Annotated in this window: 18 protein-coding genes; 13 read left to right on the top strand and 5 right to left on the bottom strand. The window is 69.9% G+C overall.

Going from position 1 to position 25,698, the window contains the following annotated elements:
• Window positions 1-117: 117 nt before the first annotated feature.
• From LTT66_RS10250 to LTT66_RS10235, 4 genes are all read left to right on the top strand, one after another.
• A complete protein-coding gene (locus tag LTT66_RS10250) occupies window positions 118-3,396 on the top strand; it encodes an IniB N-terminal domain-containing protein (RefSeq protein WP_233066233.1) in 3,279 nt (1,092 codons plus the stop codon).
• A 37-nt stretch (window positions 3,397-3,433) separates the two neighbouring features.
• Window positions 3,434-5,296, top strand: a complete 1,863-nt coding sequence (locus LTT66_RS10245; RefSeq protein WP_233066230.1) for a dynamin family protein — start codon at window positions 3,434-3,436, stop codon at window positions 5,294-5,296.
• Window positions 5,293-6,846 (top strand): dynamin family protein, encoded by a 1,554-nt coding sequence (locus tag LTT66_RS10240; protein ID WP_408638769.1) that lies wholly within the window; start codon window positions 5,293-5,295, stop codon window positions 6,844-6,846. Before LTT66_RS10245 ends, LTT66_RS10240 begins: the two co-directional genes overlap by 4 nt.
• Window positions 6,847-6,954: 108 nt before the next feature.
• A complete protein-coding gene (locus tag LTT66_RS10235) occupies window positions 6,955-7,599 on the top strand; it encodes an HhH-GDP family DNA glycosylase (protein ID WP_195066263.1) in 645 nt (214 codons plus the stop codon).
• Window positions 7,600-7,608: 9 nt separating this feature from the next.
• Here the strand turns inward: LTT66_RS10235 and LTT66_RS10230 are convergent, their stop codons facing one another.
• Entirely contained in the window at window positions 7,609-8,772 is a 1,164-nt protein-coding gene (locus tag LTT66_RS10230; RefSeq protein WP_233066226.1) for a zinc-binding dehydrogenase, read from the bottom strand.
• 415 nt (window positions 8,773-9,187) lie between these two features.
• On the opposite strand from LTT66_RS10230, the gene dnaK reads away from it, so the two are divergent.
• From dnaK to LTT66_RS10205, 5 genes are all read left to right on the top strand, one after another.
• Window positions 9,188-11,038, top strand: coding sequence for a molecular chaperone DnaK (gene dnaK, locus LTT66_RS10225; RefSeq protein ID WP_233066223.1), 1,851 nt, complete (start codon window positions 9,188-9,190; stop codon window positions 11,036-11,038).
• A complete protein-coding gene (gene grpE, locus LTT66_RS10220; protein WP_233066220.1) occupies window positions 11,035-11,703 on the top strand; it encodes a nucleotide exchange factor GrpE in 669 nt (222 codons plus the stop codon). The genes dnaK and grpE overlap by 4 nt, the downstream gene beginning before the upstream one ends.
• 24 nt (window positions 11,704-11,727) lie before the next feature.
• Window positions 11,728-12,885: a molecular chaperone DnaJ gene (gene dnaJ, locus LTT66_RS10215; protein ID WP_181722991.1), complete on the top strand. Its 1,158-nt coding sequence runs from the start codon at window positions 11,728-11,730 to the stop codon at window positions 12,883-12,885.
• Window positions 12,885-13,304, top strand: coding sequence for a heat shock protein transcriptional repressor HspR (locus LTT66_RS10210; RefSeq protein WP_233066218.1), 420 nt, complete (start codon window positions 12,885-12,887; stop codon window positions 13,302-13,304). The genes dnaJ and LTT66_RS10210 overlap by 1 nt, the downstream gene beginning before the upstream one ends.
• Before the next feature lie 536 nt (window positions 13,305-13,840).
• The gene (locus tag LTT66_RS10205) at window positions 13,841-15,010 is read left to right on the top strand and encodes a globin domain-containing protein (protein WP_233066215.1); all 1,170 of its coding nucleotides are present in this window, start codon (window positions 13,841-13,843) and stop codon (window positions 15,008-15,010) included.
• Window positions 15,011-15,542: 532 nt separating this feature from the next.
• On the opposite strand, the gene LTT66_RS10200 is transcribed toward LTT66_RS10205, so the two are convergent.
• The 4 genes from LTT66_RS10200 to LTT66_RS10185 all read right to left on the bottom strand — a co-directional run bounded on the left by LTT66_RS10200 (window position 15,543) and on the right by LTT66_RS10185 (window position 19,798).
• Window positions 15,543-16,307 (bottom strand): FAD-binding oxidoreductase, encoded by a 765-nt coding sequence (locus tag LTT66_RS10200; RefSeq protein ID WP_043699567.1) that lies wholly within the window; start codon window positions 16,305-16,307, stop codon window positions 15,543-15,545.
• 29 nt (window positions 16,308-16,336) lie between these two features.
• Entirely contained in the window at window positions 16,337-17,494 is a 1,158-nt protein-coding gene (locus LTT66_RS10195) for an FAD-binding oxidoreductase (protein WP_233066213.1), read from the bottom strand.
• A 421-nt stretch (window positions 17,495-17,915) separates the two neighbouring features.
• Window positions 17,916-18,803, bottom strand: a complete 888-nt coding sequence (locus LTT66_RS10190; RefSeq protein ID WP_233066211.1) for an LLM class flavin-dependent oxidoreductase — start codon at window positions 18,801-18,803, stop codon at window positions 17,916-17,918.
• A 59-nt stretch (window positions 18,804-18,862) separates the two neighbouring features.
• Entirely contained in the window at window positions 18,863-19,798 is a 936-nt protein-coding gene (locus tag LTT66_RS10185; protein ID WP_233066209.1) for an NADP-dependent oxidoreductase, read from the bottom strand.
• 344 nt (window positions 19,799-20,142) lie between these two features.
• Here LTT66_RS10185 and clpB point away from each other — a divergent pair, with 344 nt between their 5' ends.
• The 4 genes from clpB (at window position 20,143) to LTT66_RS10165 (ending at window position 25,698) form a co-directional block, all read left to right on the top strand.
• A complete protein-coding gene (gene clpB, locus LTT66_RS10180; protein ID WP_233066207.1) occupies window positions 20,143-22,698 on the top strand; it encodes an ATP-dependent chaperone ClpB in 2,556 nt (851 codons plus the stop codon).
• A 198-nt stretch (window positions 22,699-22,896) separates the two neighbouring features.
• Window positions 22,897-23,700, top strand: coding sequence for a DUF5666 domain-containing protein (locus LTT66_RS10175; protein ID WP_233066204.1), 804 nt, complete (start codon window positions 22,897-22,899; stop codon window positions 23,698-23,700).
• Between the two features lie 137 nt (window positions 23,701-23,837).
• Window positions 23,838-24,833: a type III secretion system chaperone family protein gene (locus tag LTT66_RS10170; RefSeq protein ID WP_408638768.1), complete on the top strand. Its 996-nt coding sequence runs from the start codon at window positions 23,838-23,840 to the stop codon at window positions 24,831-24,833.
• Window positions 24,834-24,888: 55 nt separating this feature from the next.
• Window positions 24,889-25,698 (top strand): SDR family NAD(P)-dependent oxidoreductase, encoded by an 810-nt coding sequence (locus LTT66_RS10165; protein ID WP_233066201.1) that lies wholly within the window; start codon window positions 24,889-24,891, stop codon window positions 25,696-25,698.

The raw sequence follows: 25,698 nt of genomic DNA, 5'->3' as shown, positions 1-25,698 counted from the left end.
CCCGGCCGGTCGTAGGGGTTCGCCCCGTTTCGGCGTAACGGGATGCGCTCCTAGCGTGATTTGCATTCCAACGACTGCGGATCATCGAGGTCCGCCGGGACTCAGGAGACGATTCTCATGACACCCAACGCGATTCTGGAGTTCATCCTCGATCTGCTGCGGAACCAGGACGCCGCGGTCGCTTACTGCGCCAACCCGACCCAGGCGCTGGCCGCCGCGGGACTGAGCGCGGTGACCCCCGAGGACATCACCCTGTGCGCGCCGATGGTCGCGGAGTCGGCGCTGGTCACCGGCGGGTCGCAGCTGCAAGCCATCGTGGCGGCGGGCGCGCAGACCGGCGCGGCGGCGGCGGTCGGCGCGGCGAGCACCGTGGGTGCGGCGGCGGTGGCCGGCGCCGGAGTCGATCTGGGGGCGGATCTCGGTGTCGATCTGGGTGCCGGTGCGGGTGGCGGTGCGGGTGGCGGCGTCGACGTCGACCTCGGTGTCGGCACGGGCGTCGACCTCGGCGCGGGTGTCGACCTCGGCACGGGCGTCGATGTGGGCGCGGGCCTGAACACCGCGATCGAAACCGGGCTCGAGATCGGCGCGGGGCTGGGTGCGGGACTGGCCGCGGGGCTCGGCACCGTGGTGAACGCGGGCGCCGATCTGTCCGCGGCCGTGGGTGGCCTGCTCGGCGCGGGCGCCCAGGTGATCAGCGGGATCGGCGCGGGCGTCGACCTCGAAGGCGCGGGAGACCTCGGCGCAGGGCTGGAGACCGGCGTCTCGACCGGCATCGATGCGGCACTGGGGACGGGCGCTGGACTCGGAGCAGGCATCGAGGGAGCGGTGGACGCGGCAGCGGGCCTGACCACCGGACTGGGTGCGGGGCTGGAGGGCGCGGTGAACGGGGCGGCCGGACTGACGACCGGCCTCGGGGGCGTGGTAGACGCGACGACCGGTTTGACGACCGGGCTCGGCGCGGGACTGCAGGGAGCGGTGGACGCGGCAGCCGGACTGACCACGGGCGTGGACGCGGCTCTGGGCGCCGGTGCGCAGGCGGGCGCTGATCTCGGCGCGGGCCTGGGTGGTGTTGTGAACGCGACGACCGGGCTCGGTGCGGGCCTGGAAGGCGCCGTGGGCGCGGCAACTGATCTGACCGCTGGCCTCGGCGGCGGTGCGCAGGCGGGCGCTGATCTCGGCGCCGGTCTCGAGGGCGCTGTCGACGCGACGACCGGGCTCGGCGCAGGTCTGGGGAGCGCCATCGGAGGCGCGGCCGACATCACCACGGGTCTCGGTGCAGGTCTGGAAGGCGCTGTGGAGGACGCGACCGGCCTCACCACCGGCTTGAGTGCTGGCCTCGGGGGTGGTCTCGGGGCGGCGGTCGATTCGACTGCGGGCCTGGGCGCTGGTTTGGGGGGTGCGGCCGACATCACCACGGGCTTGAGTGCTGGTCTGGAGGGTGGTCTCGGGGCGGCGGTCGATTCGACTGCGGGCCTGGGCGCGGGTCTGGAGGGTGCCGCGGGTGCGGCGGCCGATCTGACGGCAGGTCTCGGTGCGGGTGCGGGCCTCGGGGCCGGTCTGGAAGGCGCTGTCGACGCGGCGGGTGGACTGACCACAGGTGTGGATGCGACCACGGGCTTGGGCGCAGGTCTGCAGAGCGCCGTTGGCACCGCCGGCGACCTGACGACGGGTATCGGTGCCGGGCTGAGCGGTGCGGTGAACGGAGCTGGTGAAGTGACCACCGGCTTGGATGCCGCGCTGGGCGGCGGTGCGCAGGCCGGTGCCGATCTCGGTGTCGGGCTGTCCACCGGACTGAACGGAGCTGCCGAAACGGGTGCTCAGATCGGCTCCGGGCTGGGGGCCGGTCTGGACGCCAGTGCCGGTGTGACTACGGGCGTGGGGGCGGGTCTCGAGGGCGCCGCCGGTGCCGCGACCGACTTGACCGCGGGCCTCGGTGCCGGCGCGGCCGACGGCTTGTCCACGGGACTCGATGCGGCGCTGGGTGCGGGCGGCACGGCTGGTGCCGGACTGGAGGGCGCTGTGAACGCGGCGAGTGGCGTGACAGCGGGCCTCGGGGCCGGTGCGCAGGCCGGTGTCGGCGCTGGTCTGGAAAGTGCTGTGGACGCGTCCACCGGCCTGGGCGCTGGTCTGCAGAGCGCCGTGGGTACGACTGATGACCTGACGGCGGGTATCGGCGCGGGGCTGGATGGCGCTGCCGGTGTGACTACGGGCGTGGGGGCGGGTCTCGAGGGCGCCGCCGGTGCCGCGACCGACTTGACCGCGGGCCTCGGTGCCGGTGCGGGCGCGGGTCTGAACGGGGCCGTCGATGCGGCTGGTGGTCTGAGCACCGGCATCGATGCGGCGCTAGGCGCCGGTGGCCAGGCGGGTGCCGGATTGGGCGCTGGCTTGGAGGGCGCTGTGAACGGAGCTGGTGGAGTGACCACCGGTTTGGACACTGCCGTGGGCGGCGGTGCGCAAGCCGGTGCCGATCTCGGCGCGGGGCTGTCCACCGGTTCGAACGGAGCTGCCGACGCGGGCGCTCAGATCGGCTCCGGTCTGGAGACCGGGCTCGGTGGTGCACTCGACGCCACCGGTCAGGTGGCGACCGGGCTCACCGGAGGAATCGACACCGCGGCACAGGGCTCCGGCAATCTGACCGCCGGACTCGGTGGCAACTTCTCGTCCGCCATCGGCGGTGCCGGAAATCTCGGAACGCAAGCGGCGACCGGCCTGGAGGCAGGCCTCGCGACCGGTCTCGGCGCGGCCGTGAGCACCGGAGCTGAACTCGGCGGCGGACTGGAGAGTTCGCTGAACACCGGCGGGCAGTTCGGCACGGGTCTGGAAACCGGTCTCGGCGGGGCGCTCGACGCCGGAATCGAGGCGACGACCGGGCTGGAAACGGGCTTGCCCACCGGTCTCGGCGGAGGCCTCTCCACCGGTGTGGACGGCGCTGCGCAGGCCGGTACCGGTCTCACTGGCGCTATCGATGCCGGTGCGCAGGCGGGTGCCGGACTGGGTTCGGGTCTGTCGACCGGTCTCGAAGGCGCGTCGAGCGCGGGAGCGCACTTCGGTTCGGGCCTGGACAGCGGAATCAGCGGCAGCGCGGGTTCGCACGCGACTTCCGGCCTCGATGCCACGGCCGGTCTCGGCGGCGCGGCGGACGCGACCTCCGGTCTGGCGGGCTCGGCGAGCGGCGCGGCGCACGGTGCGGTGGACACGGGCGCCGGTCTCGGCGGCAGCGTCGGCTCGACCGCGCACACCTGGTCCTCGCTGGACGTGTCCAGCGCCTTCGGGTCGGGCCTGGACAGCACGACCGGCGGTCACGCCGACTCGGGCCTGTTCGGCGAGACCAACGCGAGCACGGAATTCAGCGGTTCGGCGAACGCCGACCTGGGTGGCGATACATTCCTGCACTGACAGTTGCCGGCAATCACGGAAAGAGGTCCATACCGCGATGGGGACGCCCGCGCCGAACGCCACTCCACCGGCGGTACCGCTGCTGTCGGTACTCGGTGAAACCATCGCGGCGGCTCGTGCCGCGGGCCGCAACGATCTGGTCGGCCGCCTCGAAGTGGCGGCCGACCGGGTCCGCGACCCGCGCCGGCGCATCGTCGTCGCCGGACAGCTGGACCAGGGCAAGAGCCGTTTCGTCAACGCGCTGCTGAACCTGGACATCTGCCCGGTCGGGGACGATGCCACCACCATGGTGCCGATGCTGCTCGCGCACGGCCCGCACCCGCGCGCGGAGCTGGTGCTCACGGCGCACGGCGACTCCAGCGGCGCGGAGACCAGGGTCGAGGTGCCGATCGCGGAGGTCGGCGCGATCGACCCGCGCTCACCGCTGGCACAGGGACGGCGGATCGTGCGCCTCGAGGTCCAGGTACCCAACGCGCTGCTGGCCGACGGCATCGTGCTGATCGACACCCCCGGCGTCGGCGGGCACGGCAATGCCCATGCCGCGGGCGTGCTCGGAATGGTGCCCGCCGCGGACGCGGTGCTGGTGCTGTCGGACGCGTCGACCGAACTCACCGAGCCGGAACTGGCCTTCCTGCGACAGGTACGGGAGCTATGCCCGACGGTCGCACTGCTGTTCACCAAGATCGACCTGTATCCGCACTGGCGGCAGGTGCACGAGGCCGATCTCGGCCATCTCGCGCGGGCCGGGCTCGACGTGCCGATGATCCCGGTGTCCTCGTTGCTGCGCAGCCACGCCATGCGGTTGCAGGACCGGCAACTGGGCGTCGAATCCGGCTTCGGCGTGCTCTACGAATTCCTGCGTGACCAGGTGGTGGCGCGCGATCAGCTGGCCACCCGCGCCGCCGTGGCCCGCGATATCCGCTCCGCGGCCGAACATCTCGCCCTGGCCCTGGGCAGTGAGCTGGTCGCGGTCCGCGATCCCGCACAGGGCGCGGCGGCGGTGCGCGAGCTGCAATCCGCCCGTTCCGCGGCCGAGGAACTGCACCGCAGAACCGCCGCCTGGCAGCAGACGCTCGCCGACGGCATCACCGATCTGGCCGGTGACGTCGACCACGACCTGCGCGACCGCCTGCGCAACATCGCGCGCAGCACCGAGGAATGGATCGACGAGCACGACCCGGGCAGGCATTGGGACCGCATCGCCGAACATCTCACCGGCACCGTCGACACCGCCCTCGGCGACAACCTGCTGTGGACCCACTCCCGGGCGATTCAGCTGGCCGAACGCGTCGCCGAGCATTTCGCCGAGCTCGGCGCGGTCGACCTGCCGGATGTGCGCCCCGGCGCGGGAGCCGACACCGGCCGCGCCATCTCCGGCACCCTCGCCGATCTGGAACCCGACATCGGTTTCGGCAGCAAGCTGCTCGTCGGCATGCGCGGCTCCTACGGCGGCGTGCTGATGGTGGGGCTGGCCAGTACCTTCGCCGGGCTGGCCCTGCTCAACCCGATCTCGATCGGCGCGGGATTGATCGTGGGCGGCAAAGCCTTCCGGGACGACAAGCAGGCCCGGCTGGCCAAACGGCGCAACGAGGCGAAGGCGGCGGTGCGCCGTTTCGTCGACGATGTGGCGTTCCAGGCGGGCAAGGAGTCGAAGGACCGGCTGCACCGCATCCATCGCGCGTTGCGTGACCACTACGCGGGCGTCGCCGAACGCAGCCTGCGCTCGATCGACGAGTCGCTGCGGGCGGCGCAGGAGGCGGCGAGCATGGTCGCCACCCGCCGCGCCGAACGCGGCGCACAGCTGGATCAGCAGCTGCGCGTAGTCGCCGAGCTGCGCCGATACGCCGACGCCATGCAGACCGCACTACCGATGGGACCCGCCGGTACGGTAGCCCCGTGAGACGTGATGGTGGCCCGGCGCCGGGTATCGTCGCCGAGGCGCATCGGCTGGTCGGCGCGGCGCAGACGGCGCTGGCGGGCGAGCCGCGCCCGCGTGCCCTGCTGGCCGACTGCGCCCGACGACTGGACCAGCCGTTGCGCGTGGCGCTGGCCGGTTCGATCAAGGCGGGCAAATCGACCCTGCTGAATTCGCTTGTCGGACAGGACATCGCCCCCACCGACGCCACCGAGTGCACGCGGGTGGTCACCTGGTATCGATACGGTTCGACACCCAGCGTGACGGCATACGCGCCCGACGGCGCCCGCGCGCACGTCGTGGTACGGCGCGGCAGCGGGACGCACGGACTGACCTTCGACCTGGACCGGCTGAACTGGAACGCCCCGGCTCCGCGCGAGGTGGACCATCTCGAGGTCGAGTGGCCCGCCGCGACGCTCGCCCACACCACCATCATCGATACCCCGGGTACGTCGTCGCTCTCGCGCGAGGTGTCCCGGCGCACCGCGCGTCTGTTGACTCCGGGTGCGGACGACGAGCGCGCCGAGCAAGGAATCGCCATCCCGGGCGCCGACGCCGTGGTGTATCTGCTGCGCAGGCTGGACGCGGCCGACGTCCAGTTCCTCGAGCGTGTGGGCGCCGGGACCGCGGCGGCCAACGGCGGTCCGGGAGCGCCCGGCCCGCTCGGCATCGTCGGCGTGGTCTCGCGGGCCGACGAGATCGGGGCAGGCCGCATCGACGCGCTGCACTCGGCCCGTGATGTCGCCACGCGTTTCGCCGGGGAACTGGAACGAACGGGTCTGTGCCAGGCCGTCATCCCGGTCGCCGGGCTGCTCGCTTTCGCCGCGGCGACGCTGCGTCAGCAGGAGTTCGCGGCTTTCGAGACGCTGGCGCGCGTCCCGGTCGACGAACTGAGCGCCGCGCTGCTCTCGGCGGACCGTTTCGCGCGCGCCGACGTGCCGCTTCCGGTGCCGCCGGAACTGCGTGCGCAGCTCGCCGAGCGGTTCGGGCTGTTCGGCATTCGCATGGCGGTCACGTTGATCCGGCTCGGCGTGCGGGATTCGGCCACGCTCGCCGCCGAATTGACCAGCCGCAGCGGAGTGGACGAATTGCGCTCGGTACTGGACGTGCAGTTCGGTCAGCGCGCCGACCAGCTCAAAGCCCATTCCGCGCTTACAGCGCTGGCCCGGGTGCTGACCGCTTACCGTGGCACCCAGGCCGACCGTCTGCTGCCGAGGGTGCGCACGCTGCTCGCGGACGTGCACGGTTTCGCGGAACTGCGCCTGCTCGGCCGCCTGCGCACCGACGAATTGGCGCTGCCCGCGGACGATCTCGCCGAACTGCACCGCCTTATCGGCGGCTCCGGCATCGCACCCCATCTGCGTTTGGGCCTCCCGGTCGACGCGCCGCTCACCGCGCAGCGCGCTCTAGCGGTCGCCGCGGTCCGCAAGTGGCGCGCCAGGGCCCGCCACCCCTTGGCCGACCAGTTCACCGCCACGGCTTGCCTGACCGCAGCCCGAAGCGCCGAGGGCGCCTTGAGCGTGCTGCCGGAATGATCCGCTGCCTCCTCCTGCGGCATCGTGACCTGCGCTGAACCGCCGCCGCGCGGGCGGTGTAGGCGACGTGTGCCCGGGTATGCGGCCTGGTAGCGAGAGGAGGTAACGATGAGCCAAGAGGACGTCGTACACGAATTGCTCGTCCGTGCGGGCACGGGATATGCCGAGGAAGCGGGTATCACGCTCGATGACAAACCGGCCGCACTTTTCCAGTTGCTCATGCTTTCCCAGCTGCTCAGTACCCGCATCTCCGCCGAGATCGCGATCGCGGCCACACGGGAGCTGATCGGCGGCGGCTATCGGACGCCGCACCGGGTCGCGGACGCCGACTGGCAAGAGCTGGTCGACGCGCTGGGCCGGGCGAACTATCGCCGCTACGACGAGAGCACCGCCACGAGGCTGGGCCACAACGCCACGCGAGTGCTCGACCGCTACCACGGTGACCTGCGCGAACTGGCGAAGAAGGCGGACAACGACCCCCAGCGTGCGGCTGAACTGCTCCAGGAGTTCGACGGCATCGGCCCCACCGGCGCCGATATCTTCCTGCGCGAGGTCCAGGACACGTGGGCGTGGGTGCGGCCGCACTTCGACGAGCGCGCGCTGCGCGGCGCCAAGCGCGTCCAGTTGCCGGAGGATCCCGACCGGCTGGCGCGTCTGGCACCGGACCATCACACCGCGGAGCTGGCCGCGGCCCTGGTTCGGGTGACGCTGGACGAGAAGATCGCCGACGAGGTCCTCGCCGCCGCGCCGTGAGCGGTGCGGTCAGACCGGCGTGGTGGTGCGGCCGCGTGGGTCGATCAGGATTTTCGCGTGCCGCTCCGGGTTGCCCAGGGCGGTGAAGGCGTCCGCCACGCCGTCCAGCCCGACGGTCCCGGTGATCAGCGGGCTCGGGTCGACCTTTCCCTCGGCGAGCATGTGCAAGGTGTCGCGGAACTCGCCGGGGTCGTAGCCGAGCGCGAACCGCAGTTCGATCTCCTTGTTGATCGCCATCGCGGGATGGAAGCGGTCGGTTTGCATGCACACCCCCACCACGACCACGCGCGACAGCGGCGGTGCGGCCGCGAGGATCTGATCGATGATCCCCGGCACGCCGACACACTCGAAGATCACCGGGCCGGCCGGGCCCGCGTTCACCGTGTGCGCCAGCCGGAAGACGTACCACCACGGCAGGTTCGGCACCCGCCGCAGGCGCTCCATGGTGTCGAAGCCGAGCCCGAGGATGTCGGTGACGCCGTGGATCCTTCCCTTCTTCGGGGCGGCCGCCCATGGCGACTCGGTCGCCGGGTCGACCACGATATCGGCGCCGCAGGCGGTGGCGAGTTCTCGGCGCCGCGGTGAGAAATCGCTCGCGACCACCGTGCGCACGCCTGCCGCCTTCAGCATGCTGATCACCGCGAGGCCGATCGGCCCGCAGCCGATGACGAAGGCGGTTCGGCCCTTGCCGACGCGGCCCTTGCGGACGGCATGCCAGGCCACCGCCATGGGCTCGGTCAACGCGGCGTGCTCGGCGGACAAGCCGTTGGGCACCGGCATGGTCATCGATTCCTGGACCACCACCTGTTCGGCGTACCCGCCCGGCGCCGCGGTCGACAGCCCGACCAAGTGGGGTTGCTTGCCGTGCCGGACGATCGGCAGGGCCACCACGGGGGTTCCCGTCTTCCATCGCTTGCGGCAGTCCGGCCCGTAATCGACCACGGTCCCGCTGAATTCGTGCCCGAGCACCACGCTCTGGGCCGAGCGCATGAAGTGCTCGTAGCCGGTGGCCACGGCCAGGTCGGCCAGTTCGTCGGCGTGGGTGCGGGCGTGCAGGTCCGAGCCGCAGATGCCGCAGCGCGACACGTCGATCAGCAGCTGACCGGCGCCGGGCCGCGGCGTGGGCAGCTCCGCGACCTCGAATTCGGCGGCGGTGACGACGGCGGCCCTCATGGCGACTCCTCGGCTCGACGGCGCACGGCGGCCCGTCCGGGCCGCTCGCCGTCACCCTACTGCGCGGTAGCGCCCCTCGTTCGTAGGCGTGACGGGCGGAGGCGATTTCGTCCTGATGCGGCTCGGTTCAGCCGACCAGCGCAGTGATCGTGGTGTGGTTCGTGACGACGGCCGGGAATTAATCGCGCGAGTCGTCCGTTGAGCTTTTCGACAAGATTGAGTGTGCAAGACTCAAGTTTCGGTTGACTCCGGGGCTCCTGCGGTGCAGGATTGAGCCGACCACGCTCAGTGTTGCTGGGGCCGTGCTCCGTGAGGTGCTAGGGGCGAGGTCTCGCGGCGTCCTTCACCGGGCGTCGCAGGGCGGTTGTTCGCCCGGCACCTACACACATCGGTACGTCAACTAGGAGGAACCACTATGGCTCGTGCGGTCGGAATCGACCTCGGGACCACGAACTCGGTCGTCGCCGTTCTCGAAGGCGGCGAACCGGTCGTCGTCGCCAACTCGGAAGGATCGCGCACCACCCCGTCGATCGTCGCGTTCGCGAAGAACGGCGAGGTGCTGGTCGGCCAGCCGGCCAAGAACCAGGCCGTCACCAATGTCGACCGCACCATTCGCTCCGTCAAGCGGCACATCGGCACCGACTGGAGCGTCGAGATCGATGGCAAGAAGTACACGCCGCAGGAGATCAGCGCGCGCACGCTGATGAAGCTGAAGCGCGACGCCGAGTCCTACCTCGGTGAGGAGATCACCGACGCGGTCATCACCGTGCCCGCCTACTTCGAGGACGCCCAGCGGCAGGCCACGAAGGAAGCAGGCCAGATCGCGGGCCTGAACGTCCTGCGCATCGTCAACGAGCCCACCGCGGCCGCGCTCGCCTACGGCCTGGACAAGGGCGACAAGGAACAGACCATCCTGGTCTTCGACCTCGGTGGCGGCACCTTCGACGTCTCGCTGCTGGAAATCGGCGAGGGCGTCGTCGAGGTCCGCGCCACCTCCGGCGACAACCACCTCGGTGGTGACGACTGGGACGAGCGGGTCGTGCAGTGGCTGGTCGACAAGTTCAAGGCCAGCTCGGGCATCGACCTGACCAAGGACAAGATGGCCATGCAGCGGCTGCGTGAGGCATCCGAGAAGGCCAAGATCGAGCTGAGCTCTTCGCAGAGCACCTCGATCAACCTGCCCTACATCACCGTCGACGCGGACAAGAACCCGCTGTTCCTGGACGAGCAGCTGACCCGCGCCGAGTTCCAGAAGATCACCTCGGACCTGCTCGACCGCACGCGCGCGCCGTTCCAGTCCGTGATCAAGGACGCGGGCATCAAGGTGTCCGACATCGACCACGTGGTGCTCGTCGGCGGCTCGACCCGTATGCCCGCCGTCTCCGACCTGGTCAAGGAACTGACCGGTGGCAAGGAGCCCAACAAGGGCGTGAACCCGGACGAGGTCGTCGCCGTCGGCGCCGCCCTGCAGGCCGGTGTGCTCAAGGGTGAGGTCAAGGACGTCCTGCTGCTCGACGTGACCCCGCTGTCGCTGGGCATCGAGACCAAGGGCGGCGTGATGACCAAGCTCATCGAGCGCAACACCACCATCCCGACCAAGCGCTCGGAGACCTTCACCACGGCAGACGACAACCAGCCTTCGGTGCAGATCCAGGTGTTCCAGGGTGAGCGCGAGATCGCCTCGCACAACAAGCTGCTCGGCTCCTTCGAGCTGACCGGCATCCCGCCGGCCCCGCGCGGCGTGCCGCAGATCGAGGTCACCTTCGACATCGACGCCAACGGTATCGTGCACGTCACCGCGAAGGACAAGGGCACCGGCAAGGAGAACACGATCAAGATCCAGGACGGCTCCGGCCTGTCCAAGGAGGAGATCGACCGGATGGTCAAGGACGCCGAGGCGCACGCGGCCGAGGACAAGGCCCGCCGCGAGGAGGCCGAGACCCGCAACCAGGCCGAGTCGCTGGTGCACCAGACCGAGAAGTTCATCAAGGAGAACGAGGACAAGGTCCCCGCGGACGTCAAGACCAAGGTCGAGGCGGCCATCGCCGAGGCGAACGAGGCCCTCAAGGGCACCGACATCGCCGCGGTCAAGGCGGCCGTCGAGAAGCTGGCGACCGAGTCGCAGGCCCTCGGCCAGGCCATCTACGAGGCCTCCGCCGCGGACGCCGCGGCGCAGGGCAACGGCACCTCGAGCAGTGCGCAGGATGACGACCAGGTCGTGGACGCCGAGGTCGTGGACGAGCCGGTCGACACGGAGAAGAAGTGACCGAGGCCAACTCTGAGAAGGAGCCGATCACCTTCGTCGACAACCGGAAGATCGACCCGGAGACCGGTGAGATCCGCCAGCCGGCCGCGGACAACGGTGCCGCGGCCGCGCAGGCCCCGGAGTCGGGCAACGGTGCGGAGACCGGCAACGGCGGCGACGCCCAGGCGCTCGCCGACACCATCAGCGGCGAGCTCGCCGAGCGCACCTCCGACCTGCAGCGGCTGACCGCGGAGTACGCCAACTACCGGCGCCGGGTCGAGCGCGACCGCAAGGCCGCGATCGATTCCGCCAAGGCGTCGGTGGTCACCGAATTGCTCGGCGTGCTCGATGATCTCGACCGCGCTCGGGCGCATGGTGATCTGGAGTCCGGTCCGCTGCGGTCGGTGGCCGACAAGCTGTCGGCCGCGCTGCTCAAGCAGGGTCTCGAGGAGTTCGGTTCGGAGGGCGAGCCTTTCGACCCGACCCTGCACGAGGCCGTGCAGCACGAGGGCTCCGGCCACGATCCGGTGATCGGCATCGTGATGCGCAAAGGCTATCGCTTCGGCGATAGGGTGCTTCGGCACGCGCTGGTCGGGGTAACCGACGGCGTAGCCGATCTGACGGAAAACGCGGATCAACCGACCGAAGAGGCATCGGATGTTGATGCCGGCGCGAACGAACAATAAGGACGCGAGAGGAGGAGATGCTCGGTGAGCCAACGGGAGTGGATCGAAAAGGACTTCTACAAGGAGCTGGGTGTTTCCTCCGGCGCCTCGCAGGACGAGATCAAGAAGGCCTATCGCAAGCTAGCGCGCGACCTGCACCCGGACGCCAACCCCGGTGACACCAAAGCAGAGGAGCGGTTCAAGGCCGTCAGCGAGGCGCACGCCGTGCTGTCGGATCCGGCCAAGCGCAAGGAGTACGACGACACCCGCAAGCTCTTCGCGGGTGGCGGCTACGGTCGCGGTGGGTTCGGTCCCGGTGCGGGCGGAGGCTTCTCGCAGGAGTTCAACATCGGGGACATCTTCGGCGGCGCAGGCGCCGGCGACGGTGGCCTCGGCGACCTGCTCGGCGGTCTGTTCAACCGGGGCGGTACGCGGACCTCGAGCCGCCCCCGCCGCGGTGCCGATGTGGAGACCGAGACGACGCTCGGTTTCCGGGAGGCCGCCCAGGGCGTCACGGTTCCGCTGCGGATGACCAGCCCGTCGCCGTGCACCACGTGTCACGGCAGCGGGGCCAAACCGGGCACGAGCCCGCGGGTCTGCCCGATTTGCAACGGGACCGGTGTCGTCAGCCGCAATCAGGGCGCGTTCGGCTTCAGCGAGCCGTGCGACGAGTGCCGGGGCAGCGGTTCGATCATCGACGACCCGTGCGTCGACTGCCACGGCAACGGCATCCAGAACCGCACGCGCACCATCACGGTGCGGATTCCGCCCGGAGTCGGTGACGGGCAACGGATCCGGTTGGCCGGTCAGGGCGAGGCGGGCCTGCGCGGGGCGCCGTCGGGCGACCTCTACGTGACCGTCCACGTCAGCCAGGACAAGGTCTTCGGCCGCAACGGTGACGACCTGACCCTGGTGCTTCCGGTCAGTTACAGTGAATTGGTCCTCGGTACCACGGTTTCGGTGCCCACGCTGGACGGGCGAGTCGGCGTCAAGGTGCCTCCGGGTACCGCTGACGGCCGCATCCTTCGGGTGCGCGGCCGTGGCGTGCCCAAGCGCGGCGGCGGCGCCGGAGACCTGCTGGTGACGGTGAAGGTCGCGGTGCCGCAGAAGCTCGACGGCGACGCCGTCGAGGCCCTCAAGCGCTACCAAGAGGCCGAGCGGGCCAGCGGCTTCGATCCACGTGCGGGATGGGCAGGTGCGTGATGTCCTCGGAACCGAAGAGCGCGTCCAGCGGGGCCCGCGCCGAGTTCTTCATGATATCGGTGGCGGCCCAGCTGGCCGGTATGCACGCGCAGACGCTGCGCACGTATGACCGTCTGGGACTGGTCACGCCGCAACGCACTTCGGGCGGCGGGCGCCGCTACTCGGCCCGGGACGTGGAGCTGCTGCGCGAGGTGCAGCGGCTGTCCCAGGACGAGGGTGTCAACCTGGCGGGCATCAAGCGCATCATCGAACTGACCAATCAGGTGGAGGAACTGCGCCAGCAGGTGGCGGAACTGTCGGCCGAGCTGGAGCGGACGCGGGCCGGGTACCGTCCCGATCTCGCCCCGCCGCAACGCAGTACCGCGTTGGTCGTCTGGCAGCCGCGCCATCGTCGCGAAGACGGCCGGCACCGGCGATAACGGCACGACGACGACGGCCCCGGCCTCCGGTCGCACAGCGCGATCCGAGGCCGGGGCCGTCGTCGTTTCGCGCCCGCGACCACCACTTATTTGCTGACAGTAAACCAGAACATGTTTGGCGTAAGCGGTACGGTAGAGGTTATTTCGTTGTCGAATCAACTGGACATTTTCACCATAGATTGGTTGATGGTATCGGCGCGGTTTGCCCGGATCGAACTCTATTCGGCCGCAGTGGTGTTGCCCTGAGGTCGCTAGAACAGACCAATCGGGACGTAAATTCCTCAGCGAGCCTTGCGAATTCGGTGATCCTTCGACTGATTTTGCGGCATATCTACCGTCTTGCAGTCGGTTTCTCTGGCGTGTCTCGCTGGATATCCTCGTTTTGACGAAATTACACGCGTGATGTCCAATCGAAAGATTCCGTAGCTGGCAAACCTCGCCTACACTCCTTCCCATCGGCTGCTGTCGAGTGGCCCCGCAGCACCTCACTCGTCGGCATGGTTGGTGAACGAGTGCGAAATGGGGTTGTGAGATCAATGGATTCACGCACTGTCGCTTTGATCAGAACGACGTTCAAGGCGGTTGCTGCGGAAGACGGGGGGCCGGAGAAACTGGCGAGATCGTTCTACGCGATCTTGTTCACCGACTACCCGCACGTCCGCGATTTCTTCCCGGCCGCGATGGACGCCCAGCGCGATCGCCTGGTCAAGGCGATCTCCTATGCGCTGGACCGGTTGGAGGAGCCCGACAAACTGCTGCCGTTCCTCGCGCAGCTCGGTAGGGACCACCGCAAGTACGGCGTGCAGCCCGCGCACTACACCGCCGTGTCCACCGCGCTGAAGACCGCCGTCAAGGTCTTCGCGGGCACCGAGATGTGGACCGACGAGGTCGACCGCGCCTGGGACGAGGGCCTGAAGATCATCGCCGACACCATGATCGGCGCCGCGGAGAAGGAGACCACGCCGTCGGCGTGGACCGGCACCGTGATCGAACGCCGCGAAGTGCTGCGCGACCTGGTCATCGTCCGGCTGCAACTGGACCAGCCGATGTCCTACGCCGCGGGCCAGTACCTGAGCGTGCAGATCCCGTCACGGCCGCGCATGTGGCGCTACCTCTCGCCCGCCGTGCCCGCGAACGCCAACGGTGAGATCGAGTTCCACGTCCGCGGCGTGCTGGGCGGCTGGGTCAGTTCGGCCATCGTCGGCCAGACCGTCGTCGGCGACCAATGGCTGCTCGGCTCACCACTCGGTGGCCTCGGCATCCCGCGCAACACCAAACGCAAGATGCTGATGGTCGGCTGTGGTACCGGAATCGCGCCGCTGCGAGCCCAGCTCATGTCGATGGCGATGCGGCGGACCAATCCGAAGGTGCACCTGTTCGTCGGCGGCCACCACCCGTGCGACCTCTACGACCTGGAGACGCTGAGCAAACTGGCGATGGCCAACCGCTGGCTCACCGTCACGCCGGTCAGCGAGCACGACGAAAACCCATGGTGGTACGCCCAACCCGACGAGCCCCGCACCACGTGGCCCGGCCTGGAACCCCGCGTCACCGGCCAGATCGGCAAGGTCGTCGCGAGCTTCGGCGCCTGGTCCGATCGCGACGTACAGATCGTCGGATCACCATCGATGGTGCAGACCACCAAGTTCCGCCTCATGGCGGCGGGAACGCTCGCGAAGAACATCCGCCACGACCCGCTGTTCTGATTTGCAGCGCCTGCGGTGCTGCGTGTTCGCGGCCCCCTTGTGGCTCGCGTCCGAGTGACCGCCGCTTGCTCCTTCGTCGCGACGCGGCGGCCACTCGGACGCGAGCCGGGCCGCGAACGGCGGATGCTCGGTCTCGCTTCGCTCGAGACCGGCGGTTGGGGTGATGTCGTCGCGTGGATGGCGTGCGTGGGGCCGGGTGTGCGCCGTTGTCGGATAGTTGCCGAAGGGGTGCGTCCTCCCTGGAGGCATTGTCGCCGGCGCGGTCACTCGGACGCGCACCGGACGGTGCGGGCTTTCCAAGGTCTGCGGCGGGGGGTGTTCGCGGCCGTCATGATTCGCGTTCCGAGTGACCGCCCTTGCTCCTTCGTCGCGGACGCGGCGGCCGCTCGGACGGGAGCCGGGCCGCGAACGGCGCATGCTCGGTTCGCTTCGTTCAGATCCCGGGGTTGGGCTGACGTGGTTGCGATAGGCATGGCCGCCGCGTTCGGTGTGGGCCGTTTCGAATGACTGGCGATTCGGGCTGCGGAGTTGTTCAGAGTCCTTCGAATTGGATTCGTTCCGGGGGCGTTCCGGTTTCGAGGAGGCGGTCGACGGTGGTCTGGACCATCGCGGGGGAGCCGCAGACGAGCACTTGGTGCTCGCGGAACGCGCCGTGCGAGCCGAGGACGTCGGCGAGTGTGCCGTACAGCAGGTCGTCGGGTGGGAAGCCGATGTCGACGCGGGACTGCTCGTACCACTCGTCGATCCAGTCCGGGTCGTGCGGGGTCTCCACCACCGGGATCACGGTGAGCCACGGCAGTTCACCGGCCAGCAGGAACAGCATGTCCGCGGCGTACAGGTCGCGGGGGGACCGCCCGCCGACGAAGAGGTAGGTGGGCGGTGGCGAAGGCTTGCGCGCCAGTTCCAGGATCTGCGCGCGCATCGGCGCCAATCCGGTGCCGCCCGCGATCATCACCACCTCGTCGCCGTCCGGGTCGACCCAGAAACCGCCGAGCGGAGCGCCGATCCGCCACTCGTCGCCCGGCTGGGTGTCGGCCACGATCGCGCCGCTGCACCAGCCACCCGGGACGGTGCGCACATGGAACTCCAGCTTGCCGTCCAGCGAGGGCGGCAGCGCGGGTGAAAGCCTGCGCCGCACGCCGGGATGCTGCGGCACCCGCACCTCGACCGACTGACCCGCGGCGAACGGCACGAACTCGCCGATCAGGCGGATCACCGCGAGATCGTGACGCAGCCGATGATGACCGACGACGGTCGAGGTCCACTCGGGCGCCTGATGCGCACCGTTACCGAGCATGCTCGGATCCCCCAACGGGGCCTCCTTCGTTACACAGGGTCGCAGCTGATGTTCTGCTCCGGCGTGCCGACCGCGATGAGCGCACGCCGGGTGTCCGCGATCATCCGGGCCGAGCCGGCGATCTGGATCTGGCGGTCCGCCCACGCGCCGAAGCTCGCGACCACGGCGCCAAGGTTACCGATCAGGCGCCGGTGCATGCCGTACGGTGCGTCCTGCGGCGGATGTGGGTACCACCACGGATTGGTCTTCTGCTCGCAGACCGGAACGATGGTCAGCCACGGGTTGCTCTGCGAGAGCTGCCACATGTTCTCCACGTCGTACAGGTCGCAGGGGTAGCGGCCGCCGATGAAGAAGTGCACCCGCGGGTTGATGCCGCGCTGGCCCATCTCGATCAGCTGGGCGCGCAGCGGGGCGATGCCGGTGCCCGCGCCGATCATGAGCACGTCGCGGCCGCTGTCCCGGTCGACGCGCAGTCCGCCGAGCGGGCCCGCGATCCGCCACCGGTCGCCGACCCTGGTCTCGTTGACGATCGCCGGGCTCACCCAGCCGCCGCGGATCTTGCGCACGTGGAACTCGATCTCGCCGTACGGGTTGGACGGGATCGCCGGGGAGAAATAGCGCCACATCTTGGGGCGCTGCGGAATGGTGACCGGCACGTACTGCCCGGCCTGGTAGGGCACCGGCCCGTCGGACTGCAGACGCACGATGGCCAGGTCCTCCAGCACGCGGCGATGGCCGACCACGGTGGCCTCCCACACCGGCTGCGACTTGTCGGAGTTGGCCCCGATGGCCATGGACGCGGAGATCAGGATGGTGATGTCGCGCCAGCCCTCCTCCAGGCCCCGGTGCCAGCCCGCCCCGTTGTAGGCGCGGAACGCCGCGAGCAGCGCGCGGCCGGCCACGTCGTAGTGCGCGGCCTCCACGCCGTACTTGCGATGGTCGCGGGCGAGTTGCTCCAAGAACTTCTGCGCTCGGTCCCAGTCCTCCAAGTGATCGAGCACGTACTGAATGGCCGTGGCGATCCGCTTGGCCTGCATCTCCATGGCAGGCGGGAACAATTCGCGCAGCCGGGGGTTCTCGGCGAACAAATGTCCGTAGAACGCACTGACCAACCGCTCGGGTCCATTCGGTGACTCGATCACCGAACGGAAATTGGCGCGGACCAGCGCAGCCGAACGCGCATCCACGACGTGGAGCTTCCTTTCCCTCAGTTCTGCCCGGGGACATACCCGTTACCGGCGGTCTCCCGCCGACAAGTATCCCCGAAAATGCCGTGGTCGTGTGGGTAAAGGCGTACCTCCGCCTTCGCTCCGGCCATGCGCTAGCGCACTCCGGCCTTCGCTCCGGCCGTGCGCTAGCGCACTCCGGCCTTCGCTCCGGCCGTGCGCTAGCGCACTCCGGCCTTCGCTCCGGCCGTGCGCTAGCGCACTCCGGCCTTCGCTCCGGCGATGCGCAAGCGCACTCCGCCTTCGCGGCCAGTGCCGTCAGACCGGGCCAAACGGTAATCGGTGGGCAAACGACGGATGTCGCTGACCCGTCACCAGCCCGATGCCGCGGGCGGAACCCGCCAGACCCATCCTGGGCGGAAAGGCGCCGGATTCCGGCCGGTCAGGTCACCGCGCCGGTGCGGACGGCAGGCACGACCTGCTCGGTATAACGACGGATCTGCTCGACCGGTTCCCCTTCGGTCGGCCAGAAGACGAATCCGTCGATCCGCTGGTCGCGGTGCAGCGCCAGCAGATCGTCGGCCCAGCGCTCGGGCGGGCCCTCCAGGAAGCCGTGATCGGTCCCGTCCGCGGTGATGGTCCCGGACACGTTCAATACCCGCCGCACCGACAGCGGGTCCCGGTCCGCCGCCGCGGCGGCGTCATCGATCCGCCTGCCCGCCTCGGCGAGGAACTCCGGCGGCGCCCATGCGGACGACGGCACCCAGCCGTCGGCGACGCGTCCGGTGAGCTCGAGCATGCGCGGCCCCTTCGCGCCGAGCCAGATGCCGGGATGATGACGCGGGCGGGGGCCGGGGTGCGCGCCCGCGAGGCAGTAGTAGTCCCCGGGCACCCGGACCGATCGCGCGTCGCTCCACCACAGCGCGCGGATCACCGTGATCGCCTCGGCCAGCGCGCGCACCGCCGCACCGCCGGTCCGGCGCGGCCCGCCCATTCCGGCGACGGCGTCCCAGAACGCGCCCGCGCCGAGGCCGAGCTGGATCCGGCCGTCGCTGATGATGTCGAGCGAGGCCACCGCCTTCGCCAGCAGCGCGGGATGGCGCAGCGGCAGGTTCGCCACGTCGGGGAAGAAGGTGATCCGTTCGGTCCGCCCGGCGAGAGCGGTGATCAGTGTCCAGGTGTCCAGGAAACGGCGCTGGTAGGGGTGGTCCTGGATGCCGATCAGGTCGAGCCCGGACACGTCCGCGTACACGCTGAGCTCGGCGAGCCCGCGGAAGTCGTCGGCCTCGGGGATCAAGAACAGGCCGAACTCGGGCGGTCGGGTGCCCATCGCACACCTCCGGGTGGTTTCGGGGGCCGGCCGAACCGACGCGGTGCCGGCGGTACGGCTCAGATGGCGAGCACGGTCTTGCCACGCGCGCCGGGCGCTCCGATGACCGCCGGCCCCTGCGCGAGCGGGACGGTCGCGTCGATCGGCACGACCACGTCACCCGCGGCTACCCGCTGGATCAGCCGGGCCAACTCGGGCGCCTTGCCCTGCGATTCGATATTGCCGCCCTTGATCGATCGCGTGCGCAACGCGTCCTCGTCGGCGGCGAAGGTGGTGGAGTAGACGGTGCCGCCGTCACGGACCAGCGTGGTCAGCTCCGCGAGTGCCTCCGGCGGGCTCACCAGGTCGAACAGGACGTCGATGCCGTCCGGGTGCGCGGCGGCGACCTGGTCGCGCACCGGGCCCGCGGTGTAGTCCACCGTCTCGGCCGCGCCCAGGCGGGTCATCTGATCGGCGGAGCCGCCGCGCGCCGTCGCGATGACGTGCGCGCCCGCGATATTGGCCAGTTGCACCAGGAAGGAGCCGACGCCGCCGGTCGCGCCCACGATCAGCACGGTTTGGCCGGGTTCGATGTGCGTGGCGTCCACGAGGTCCTGCGCGGTCACGCCCGCGGTCGGCAGCGCCGCGGCCGCGACGGTCGGTACGCCCGGTGGGATCGGCACCAGCGTGCCGCCTTCCGGTAGGACGGCGTACTCCGCGAAACTGCCGTGGCCGACCGGCGGGGTGAGGAACTTGCCGACCACCCGGTCGCCGACGGCGAAGCGGCTGACGCCCGCGCCGATCGTGGCGACGGTGCCCGCGCCGTCCACTCCGAGGATCATCGGAAAGTCGTGCGGCAGTTTGCCCTCCAGGATTCCGGAGGCCACTTTCCGGTCGAAGGGGTTCACCCCGGCCGCCTGGAGTTGGACCCGCACGGTTCCCGGCCCCGGCTCGGGCATCGGCATTTCGGCCAGTTCCGGCGTCGCTCCGAACTTCCGTACCACGATCGCGCGCATCCATTCGCTCCTTGATTCGGGCTGAAGAGTGATGCAACAAGTGACGGCCGTGGTCATCGTAGGCACCCGAACCCCGCCGACGTGCGGAATCATCGCATCGGCGGTGTCGCGAATCGTCGCATTCGCCGGTGTCGGGGCGTAGCGTTCGACACGATTCGGCGGGTGTCGGGCCGGGCGCGGCGAAGAATTCAAACTTGAGCGGAACAGACTCAACCTTTCGGACGTTGGACGGTAAGGAACGGCGCGGATCCGATGGCGGAGCGGCCGAGACGAAGCGCAGGCTTCGCCTCGGGCACCGGACACGGTCCCGACGCCGTGCGAATCGACTAGTAGGAAGGTGACTCGTGGACTCGTTCAATCCCACCACCAAGACCCAGGCGGCTCTGACGGCCGCTCTGCAGGCGGCCTCCGCCGCGGGCAACCCGGAGATTCGTCCGGCGCACTTGCTGGTGGCGTTGCTGGACCAGACCGACGGCATCGCCGCGCCCTTGCTCAAGGCCGTCGGAACGGATCCGGCGACCGTGCGGCGTGAGGCACAGGACATCGTGGACCGGCTGCCCCGGGCGACCGGCGCCACCACCTCACCGCAGCTGGGCCGTGAGGCACTCGCCGCGATCACCGCGGCGCAACATCTCGCCACCGAGCTCGGTGACGAGTACGTCTCCACCGAGCACGTGATGGTCGGTCTCGCCGACGGCGACTCCGACGTGACCATGCTGCTCACCAAGTACGGCGCCACCGCCGACGCGCTGCGTTCGGCGTTCACCGCGGTACGCGGCAGCGCCCGCGTGACCAGCCCCGATCCGGAGGGCACCTACCAGGCGCTGGAGAAGTACTCCACCGATCTCACCGCCGAAGCCCGCTCCGGCAAGCTCGACCCGGTCATCGGCCGCGACACCGAGATCCGCCGGGTGGTCCAGGTGCTGAGCCGGCGCACCAAGAACAACCCGGTGCTGATCGGTGAGCCCGGCGTCGGCAAGACGGCGATCGTCGAGGGACTCGCCCAGCGCATCGTGGCGGGCGACGTGCCGGAGTCGCTGCGCGGCAAGTCCGTCGTGGCGCTGGACCTCGGCGCGATGGTCGCTGGCGCGAAGTACCGCGGTGAATTCGAGGAACGGCTCAAGGCCGTGCTGGAGGACATCAAGAACAGCGCGGGCCAGATCATCACCTTCATCGACGAGCTGCACACCATCGTCGGCGCGGGCGCCACCGGGGAATCGGCGATGGACGCGGGCAACATGATCAAGCCGATGCTGGCCCGCGGCGAGTTGCGCCTGGTCGGCGCGACCACGCTGGACGAGTACCGCAAGCACATCGAGAAGGACGCCGCCTTGGAGCGGCGCTTCCAGCAGGTACTGGTCGGCGAGCCGTCGGTGGAGGACACCATCGGCATCCTGCGCGGCATCAAGGATCGCTACGAGGTGCACCACGGCGTGCGCATCACCGACTCCGCGCTGGTCGCCGCGGCCACGCTGTCGGACCGCTACATCACCTCCCGGTTCCTGCCGGACAAGGCGATCGACCTGGTCGACGAGTCGGCGTCGCGGTTGCGCATGGAGATCGACTCCCGCCCGGTGGAGATCGACGAGGTGGAGCGCGCGGTGCGCAGGCTGGAGATCGAAGAGGTCGCCCTGGCCAAGGAGACCGACGACGCCTCCAAGCAGCGGCTGGACAAACTGCGCGCGGAACTCGCCGACGGCAGGGAGAAGCTCAACCAGCTGACCACCCGCTGGCAGAACGAGAAGAACGCCATCGACCAGGTGCGCGCGCTCAAAGAGGAACTGGAAGCGCTGCGCGGTGAATCCGAACGCGCCGAGCGCGACGGCGACCTCGGCAAGGCGGCCGAGCTGCGCTACGGACGGATCCCCGCACTGGAGAAGCAACTCGCCGCGGCCGAAAAGACCTCCGCCACCGCGGGAGACGGCGAGGTCATGCTCAAAGAGGAGGTCGGCCCGGACGACATCGCCGAGGTGGTGTCCTCGTGGACCGGCATCCCGGTGGGCCGGATGCTGGAAGGGGAGACGCAGAAGCTGCTGCGCATGGAGGACGAGCTGGCTCGCCGCGTGGTCGGTCAGGCCGAGGCGGTGCAGGCGGTGTCGGACGCGGTGCGCCGGGCGCGCGCCGGTGTCGCCGATCCGAACCGCCCGACCGGCTCGTTCATGTTCATCGGCCCCACCGGTGTCGGCAAGACCGAGCTGGCGAAGACGTTGGCGGACTTCCTGTTCGACGACGAGCGCGCCATGGTCCGCATCGACATGAGCGAGTACAGCGAGAAGCACTCGGTGGCCCGGCTGGTCGGCGCTCCGCCCGGGTACGTCGGCTACGACCAGGGCGGCCAGCTCACCGAGGCGGTGCGGCGCAGGCCCTACACGGTGGTGCTGTTCGACGAGATCGAGAAGGCGCACCCGGACGTGTTCGACATCCTGTTGCAGGTGCTCGACGAGGGCAGGCTCACCGACAGCCAGGGCCGCACGGTGGACTTCCGCAACACCATCCTCATCCTGACCTCGAACCTGGGTGCGGGCGGTGACCGCGAGTTCGTCATGAACGCGGTGCGTTCGGCGTTCAAGCCGGAGTTCCTCAACCGCCTCGACGACGTGGTGATGTTCCACTCGCTGGACGAGGAGCAGCTGGAGAGCATCGTCGACATCCAGCTCGACCAGCTACAGAAGCGGCTGGCGCAGCGCAGGCTGAAGCTGGAGGTCAGCGATTCGGCCCGGTTCTGGCTCGCCGTGCGCGGCTACGACCCCGCCTACGGCGCGCGCCCGTTGCGCAGGCTGATCCAGCAGGCCATCGGCGACACCCTCGCCAAGGAACTGCTCGCGGGCGAGGTCTCCGACGGCGACAGCGTCAAGGTGACCGTCAGCCCCGACGGCGACGGCCTGATCGTCGGGAGATGAGCCGAGCGGGCGCCGCGCGGAGGTGATGTTGCGCGCCTTCGCCCCTGCGGCGAGCGGTCTGTTCCGGGTAGCGCCCGGAGCGGACCTTCGTCCTCGCCCGTCTCGGGTCATCCGGGGGCAGAAGGAGTTTCGCACCGAAGGCACACCGGTGCACCGGGTGCGAGCGCGGTGGAACGAAGAGAGCCTACGCTGGAGCGCATGACCAACCCGAACGATCCATGGGGGCAGCGGCCGGAGGATGCGCCGACCGAACACCTGGGTCCGGGCAAGTCCGGGTACGGGGACCCGGCCCACACCACGGAGTACTTGGAGGCATACGGCACCGGCGCGCCGTCGGCGTATCCGCCCACGGAGCAGTACGGAGGCTGGGGGCCGCCGGGGCCGAACGCGACGCGCGAGTTCCCGCCCTACGACTCCCAGTGGTCGGCCTATCAGGACAGTGGCGCTGGTCAGTGGCCTGGTCCGGGGGGACCGCCCGGCGGCGCGATACCGCCCGGCGCGGCGCCGCCGGGGCCGCCGCAGCCGCCGCGCCGCAATACCGGTCTGTGGATCGCCCTGGCCCTCGGGGTCGTGCTGTTGATCGGAGCGATCGGGGTCGTCGCGGGCGTGCTGCTCGGCGGCAGCGATTCCGATTCGGCGGACACCGCGGCCGCCTCGACCGCGCCCGTCACGACCAGGTTCCTGCCCGGAACCAGAACGGCGCCACCGACCCCGCCCAGCGGGTTGCCGGGGGTGCCCGGTCTCGGCGATGTCGACGGACTCGGCGCCACGATGGGCACCATCACGGCCAACGACGCGGGCACCCTGACGGTGAGTTCGGTGATGGGCGACTCCATCACGGTGCGCACCGACGCGAACACCCAGGTGATCGCGTTGTCGGGCACCAAGGTGTCCGACCTGGCCGCCGGCGAACTCGTGCTGATCCAGGGCGACAAGGCGCCGGACGGGTCGATCCAGGCCAAGATCATCATCGGTACCTCGCTGCCCGGCGGCGGGCGATGAGCCGTGCCACGCGCCCCGCGTGCGCGGCGGCGCGCATTCGGCCGTCAAGCCGGATCGACGTCTGCTCGGCTTTCGCTCGGCCTGCCGCGGGGGTAATGACGGACCATGTCCGGCCGGGCCTATTAGGCTAGGCACCGATGACGGCAATGTGGTTCGGGTTGGCGGCGATCGCGCTCGTGGGCGCGATCGTGCTGCTGTATTTCGATCGGCTCCAGCGGCAGCGGACCGGTCACGCGCGACAGGTCTGGGCGAAGTCGCAGGGCTATACCTACGTGTCCGTGGAACCCGCGCTGCCGTCCACGTGGCGGCGTGGCGCGCTGGCCAAACTGGGCTATCTCTCCGCGGTCGACGTGGTCTCCGGCATCCGTAAGGGCGAGAAGTTCGTCCTGTTCGACCTGGAGGATTCCGCGACGCTGGTCGCGGTGCGCCGCCAGATCGGCTCGGACATCGACGTGGACATGCGGTTGAAGACGGCCGCTCCGCCCAAGGACCACGATCTGGAACTGCTCGGCGCCATCGGCGACCGCGTGGTGTTCGCGACCAATCCCGAAATCGCCAGGCACGCTGTCGATCAGCGCATGGTCGCCTTCATCGAGGCCCTGCCCGACACCGTGCAGATGCTCTGGAGCGAGGGCAACTGGACGCTGGGCATGCTGCTGGTCGGCACCACCTCGAAGGACTGGGAAGGCGCGATCGACGCGGTGCTGCGCCTGTCCGGCCTGCTGCACGTGCTGCCGCCGGTCAGCGAGCCGCGCTCGGAAGGCGCACACGATGTGAGTCGGCCGCGGCCCCGCGACCGGCAGCGCGGCGAGAACGCCAGGGACGTCGAGGGCGACGCCGACCGGCCGCGACCGCGCAAAGAAGCCGAGGACGACGAACTGCCCGGCGAGGACGCCTACGCCGACGACCGCGCCGACGACTCGGAACCGGCACGCCGCCCCTCGCTCGCCGTCGTGCCGAACGCGCGCGCCCGGGTGCGCGATGACGAGCAGGCCCGGCCGCGTGAGGAGCACGACGAGCGCGGCGCCGCCGAAGGCCGGCCGGACGCCGAGTCGCAGCGGCGGCCGTCCGACGCGCCCGGCGGACCGTTCCATCCCGGATTCCGCCCCTATCAGGGACCCGTGCCGAAGTGACCGGCCGCGCGCCCAGCGCAGTCGGGTCCGCGCGACGGCGATCGATCGCGCGGTCATGATCGAGCACTCACATCCGAGGCTGCCCGGCGCCACCCGCCCTGTGGCGTTGATCACCGGGCCGACCTCGGGCATCGGCCACGGCTACGCCACCCGCCTGGCCTCGCTCGGCTACGACTTGGTGCTGGTCGCCCGCGACGAGCAGCGTCTGGCTGCCCTCGCGACCGACTTGGAGCATCGCTTCGGCACTCGCTCGCAGGTACTCGTCGCGGATCTGGCCCTGGCGAAGGACCGCGAGCAAGTCGTGGCGCGCCTGGCCGACGGTGTCGAATTCCTGGTCAACAACGCGGGTTTCGCGCACTCTGGGGAGTTCTGGACCGTGCCGCCCGATCGGCTCCAAGCGCAACTGGACGTCAACGTCACGTCGGTGGTGCAGCTGACCAGGGCCGCCTTGCCGCCGATGATCGCGGCGGCGAACGGCTGCGTCGTCAACGTGGCCAGTGTGGCGGGCCTGATCCCCGGACGCGGGTCGACGTATTCGGCGTCCAAGGCCTACGTCGTATCCTTCACCGAAGGGTTGGCAGGGGGATTGGCCGGAACCGGAGTACGGGTCCAAGCCCTGTGCCCGGGATTCGTCCGCACGGAATTCCATCAGCGAGCCGGCATCGAGATGTCCTCGCTGCCGAAAGCGTTGTGGCTGAGCGTCGACCGGGTAGTCGCCGGCTCACTGCGTGATCTGGAGAAGGGCCGGGTGCTCAGCGTGCCCGGTATGCAGTACAAAGCGCTCACCACCGTCGCCGGATTGATCCCGCGAACCCTGGGGGCCCGGCTCAATCGCGGGCTGTTCGACGCACGCGGAAGGACTTAG

It is taken from the genome of Nocardia gipuzkoensis (assembly GCF_021183645.1).
GTDB lineage: Bacteria > Actinomycetota > Actinomycetes > Mycobacteriales > Mycobacteriaceae > Nocardia > Nocardia abscessus.
The sequence above is the reverse complement of the archived record's forward strand: the minus strand, read 5'-3'. Positions and strand labels throughout refer to the sequence as shown.

What these genes read in the sequence shown, in the direction of transcription:
- LTT66_RS10250 (WP_233066233.1), top strand. Translation starts at nt 118, where the DNA reads ATGACACCCAACGCGATTCTGGAGTTCATCCTCGATCTGCTGCGGAAC.
- LTT66_RS10245 (WP_233066230.1), top strand. Translation starts at nt 3,434, where the DNA reads ATGGGGACGCCCGCGCCGAACGCCACTCCACCGGCGGTACCGCTGCTG.
- LTT66_RS10235 (WP_195066263.1), top strand. Translation starts at nt 6,955, where the DNA reads ATGAGCCAAGAGGACGTCGTACACGAATTGCTCGTCCGTGCGGGCACG.
- LTT66_RS10230 (WP_233066226.1), bottom strand. Translation starts at nt 8,772, where the DNA reads ATGAGGGCCGCCGTCGTCACCGCCGCCGAATTCGAGGTCGCGGAGCTG.
- dnaK (WP_233066223.1), top strand. Translation starts at nt 9,188, where the DNA reads ATGGCTCGTGCGGTCGGAATCGACCTCGGGACCACGAACTCGGTCGTC.
- LTT66_RS10210 (WP_233066218.1), top strand. Translation starts at nt 12,885, where the DNA reads ATGTCCTCGGAACCGAAGAGCGCGTCCAGCGGGGCCCGCGCCGAGTTC.
- LTT66_RS10205 (WP_233066215.1), top strand. Translation starts at nt 13,841, where the DNA reads ATGGATTCACGCACTGTCGCTTTGATCAGAACGACGTTCAAGGCGGTT.
- LTT66_RS10200 (WP_043699567.1), bottom strand. Translation starts at nt 16,307, where the DNA reads ATGCTCGGTAACGGTGCGCATCAGGCGCCCGAGTGGACCTCGACCGTC.
- LTT66_RS10190 (WP_233066211.1), bottom strand. Translation starts at nt 18,803, where the DNA reads ATGGGCACCCGACCGCCCGAGTTCGGCCTGTTCTTGATCCCCGAGGCC.
- LTT66_RS10185 (WP_233066209.1), bottom strand. Translation starts at nt 19,798, where the DNA reads ATGCGCGCGATCGTGGTACGGAAGTTCGGAGCGACGCCGGAACTGGCC.
- LTT66_RS10175 (WP_233066204.1), top strand. Translation starts at nt 22,897, where the DNA reads ATGACCAACCCGAACGATCCATGGGGGCAGCGGCCGGAGGATGCGCCG.
- LTT66_RS10170 (WP_408638768.1), top strand. Translation starts at nt 23,838, where the DNA reads ATGACGGCAATGTGGTTCGGGTTGGCGGCGATCGCGCTCGTGGGCGCG.
- LTT66_RS10165 (WP_233066201.1), top strand. Translation starts at nt 24,889, where the DNA reads ATGATCGAGCACTCACATCCGAGGCTGCCCGGCGCCACCCGCCCTGTG.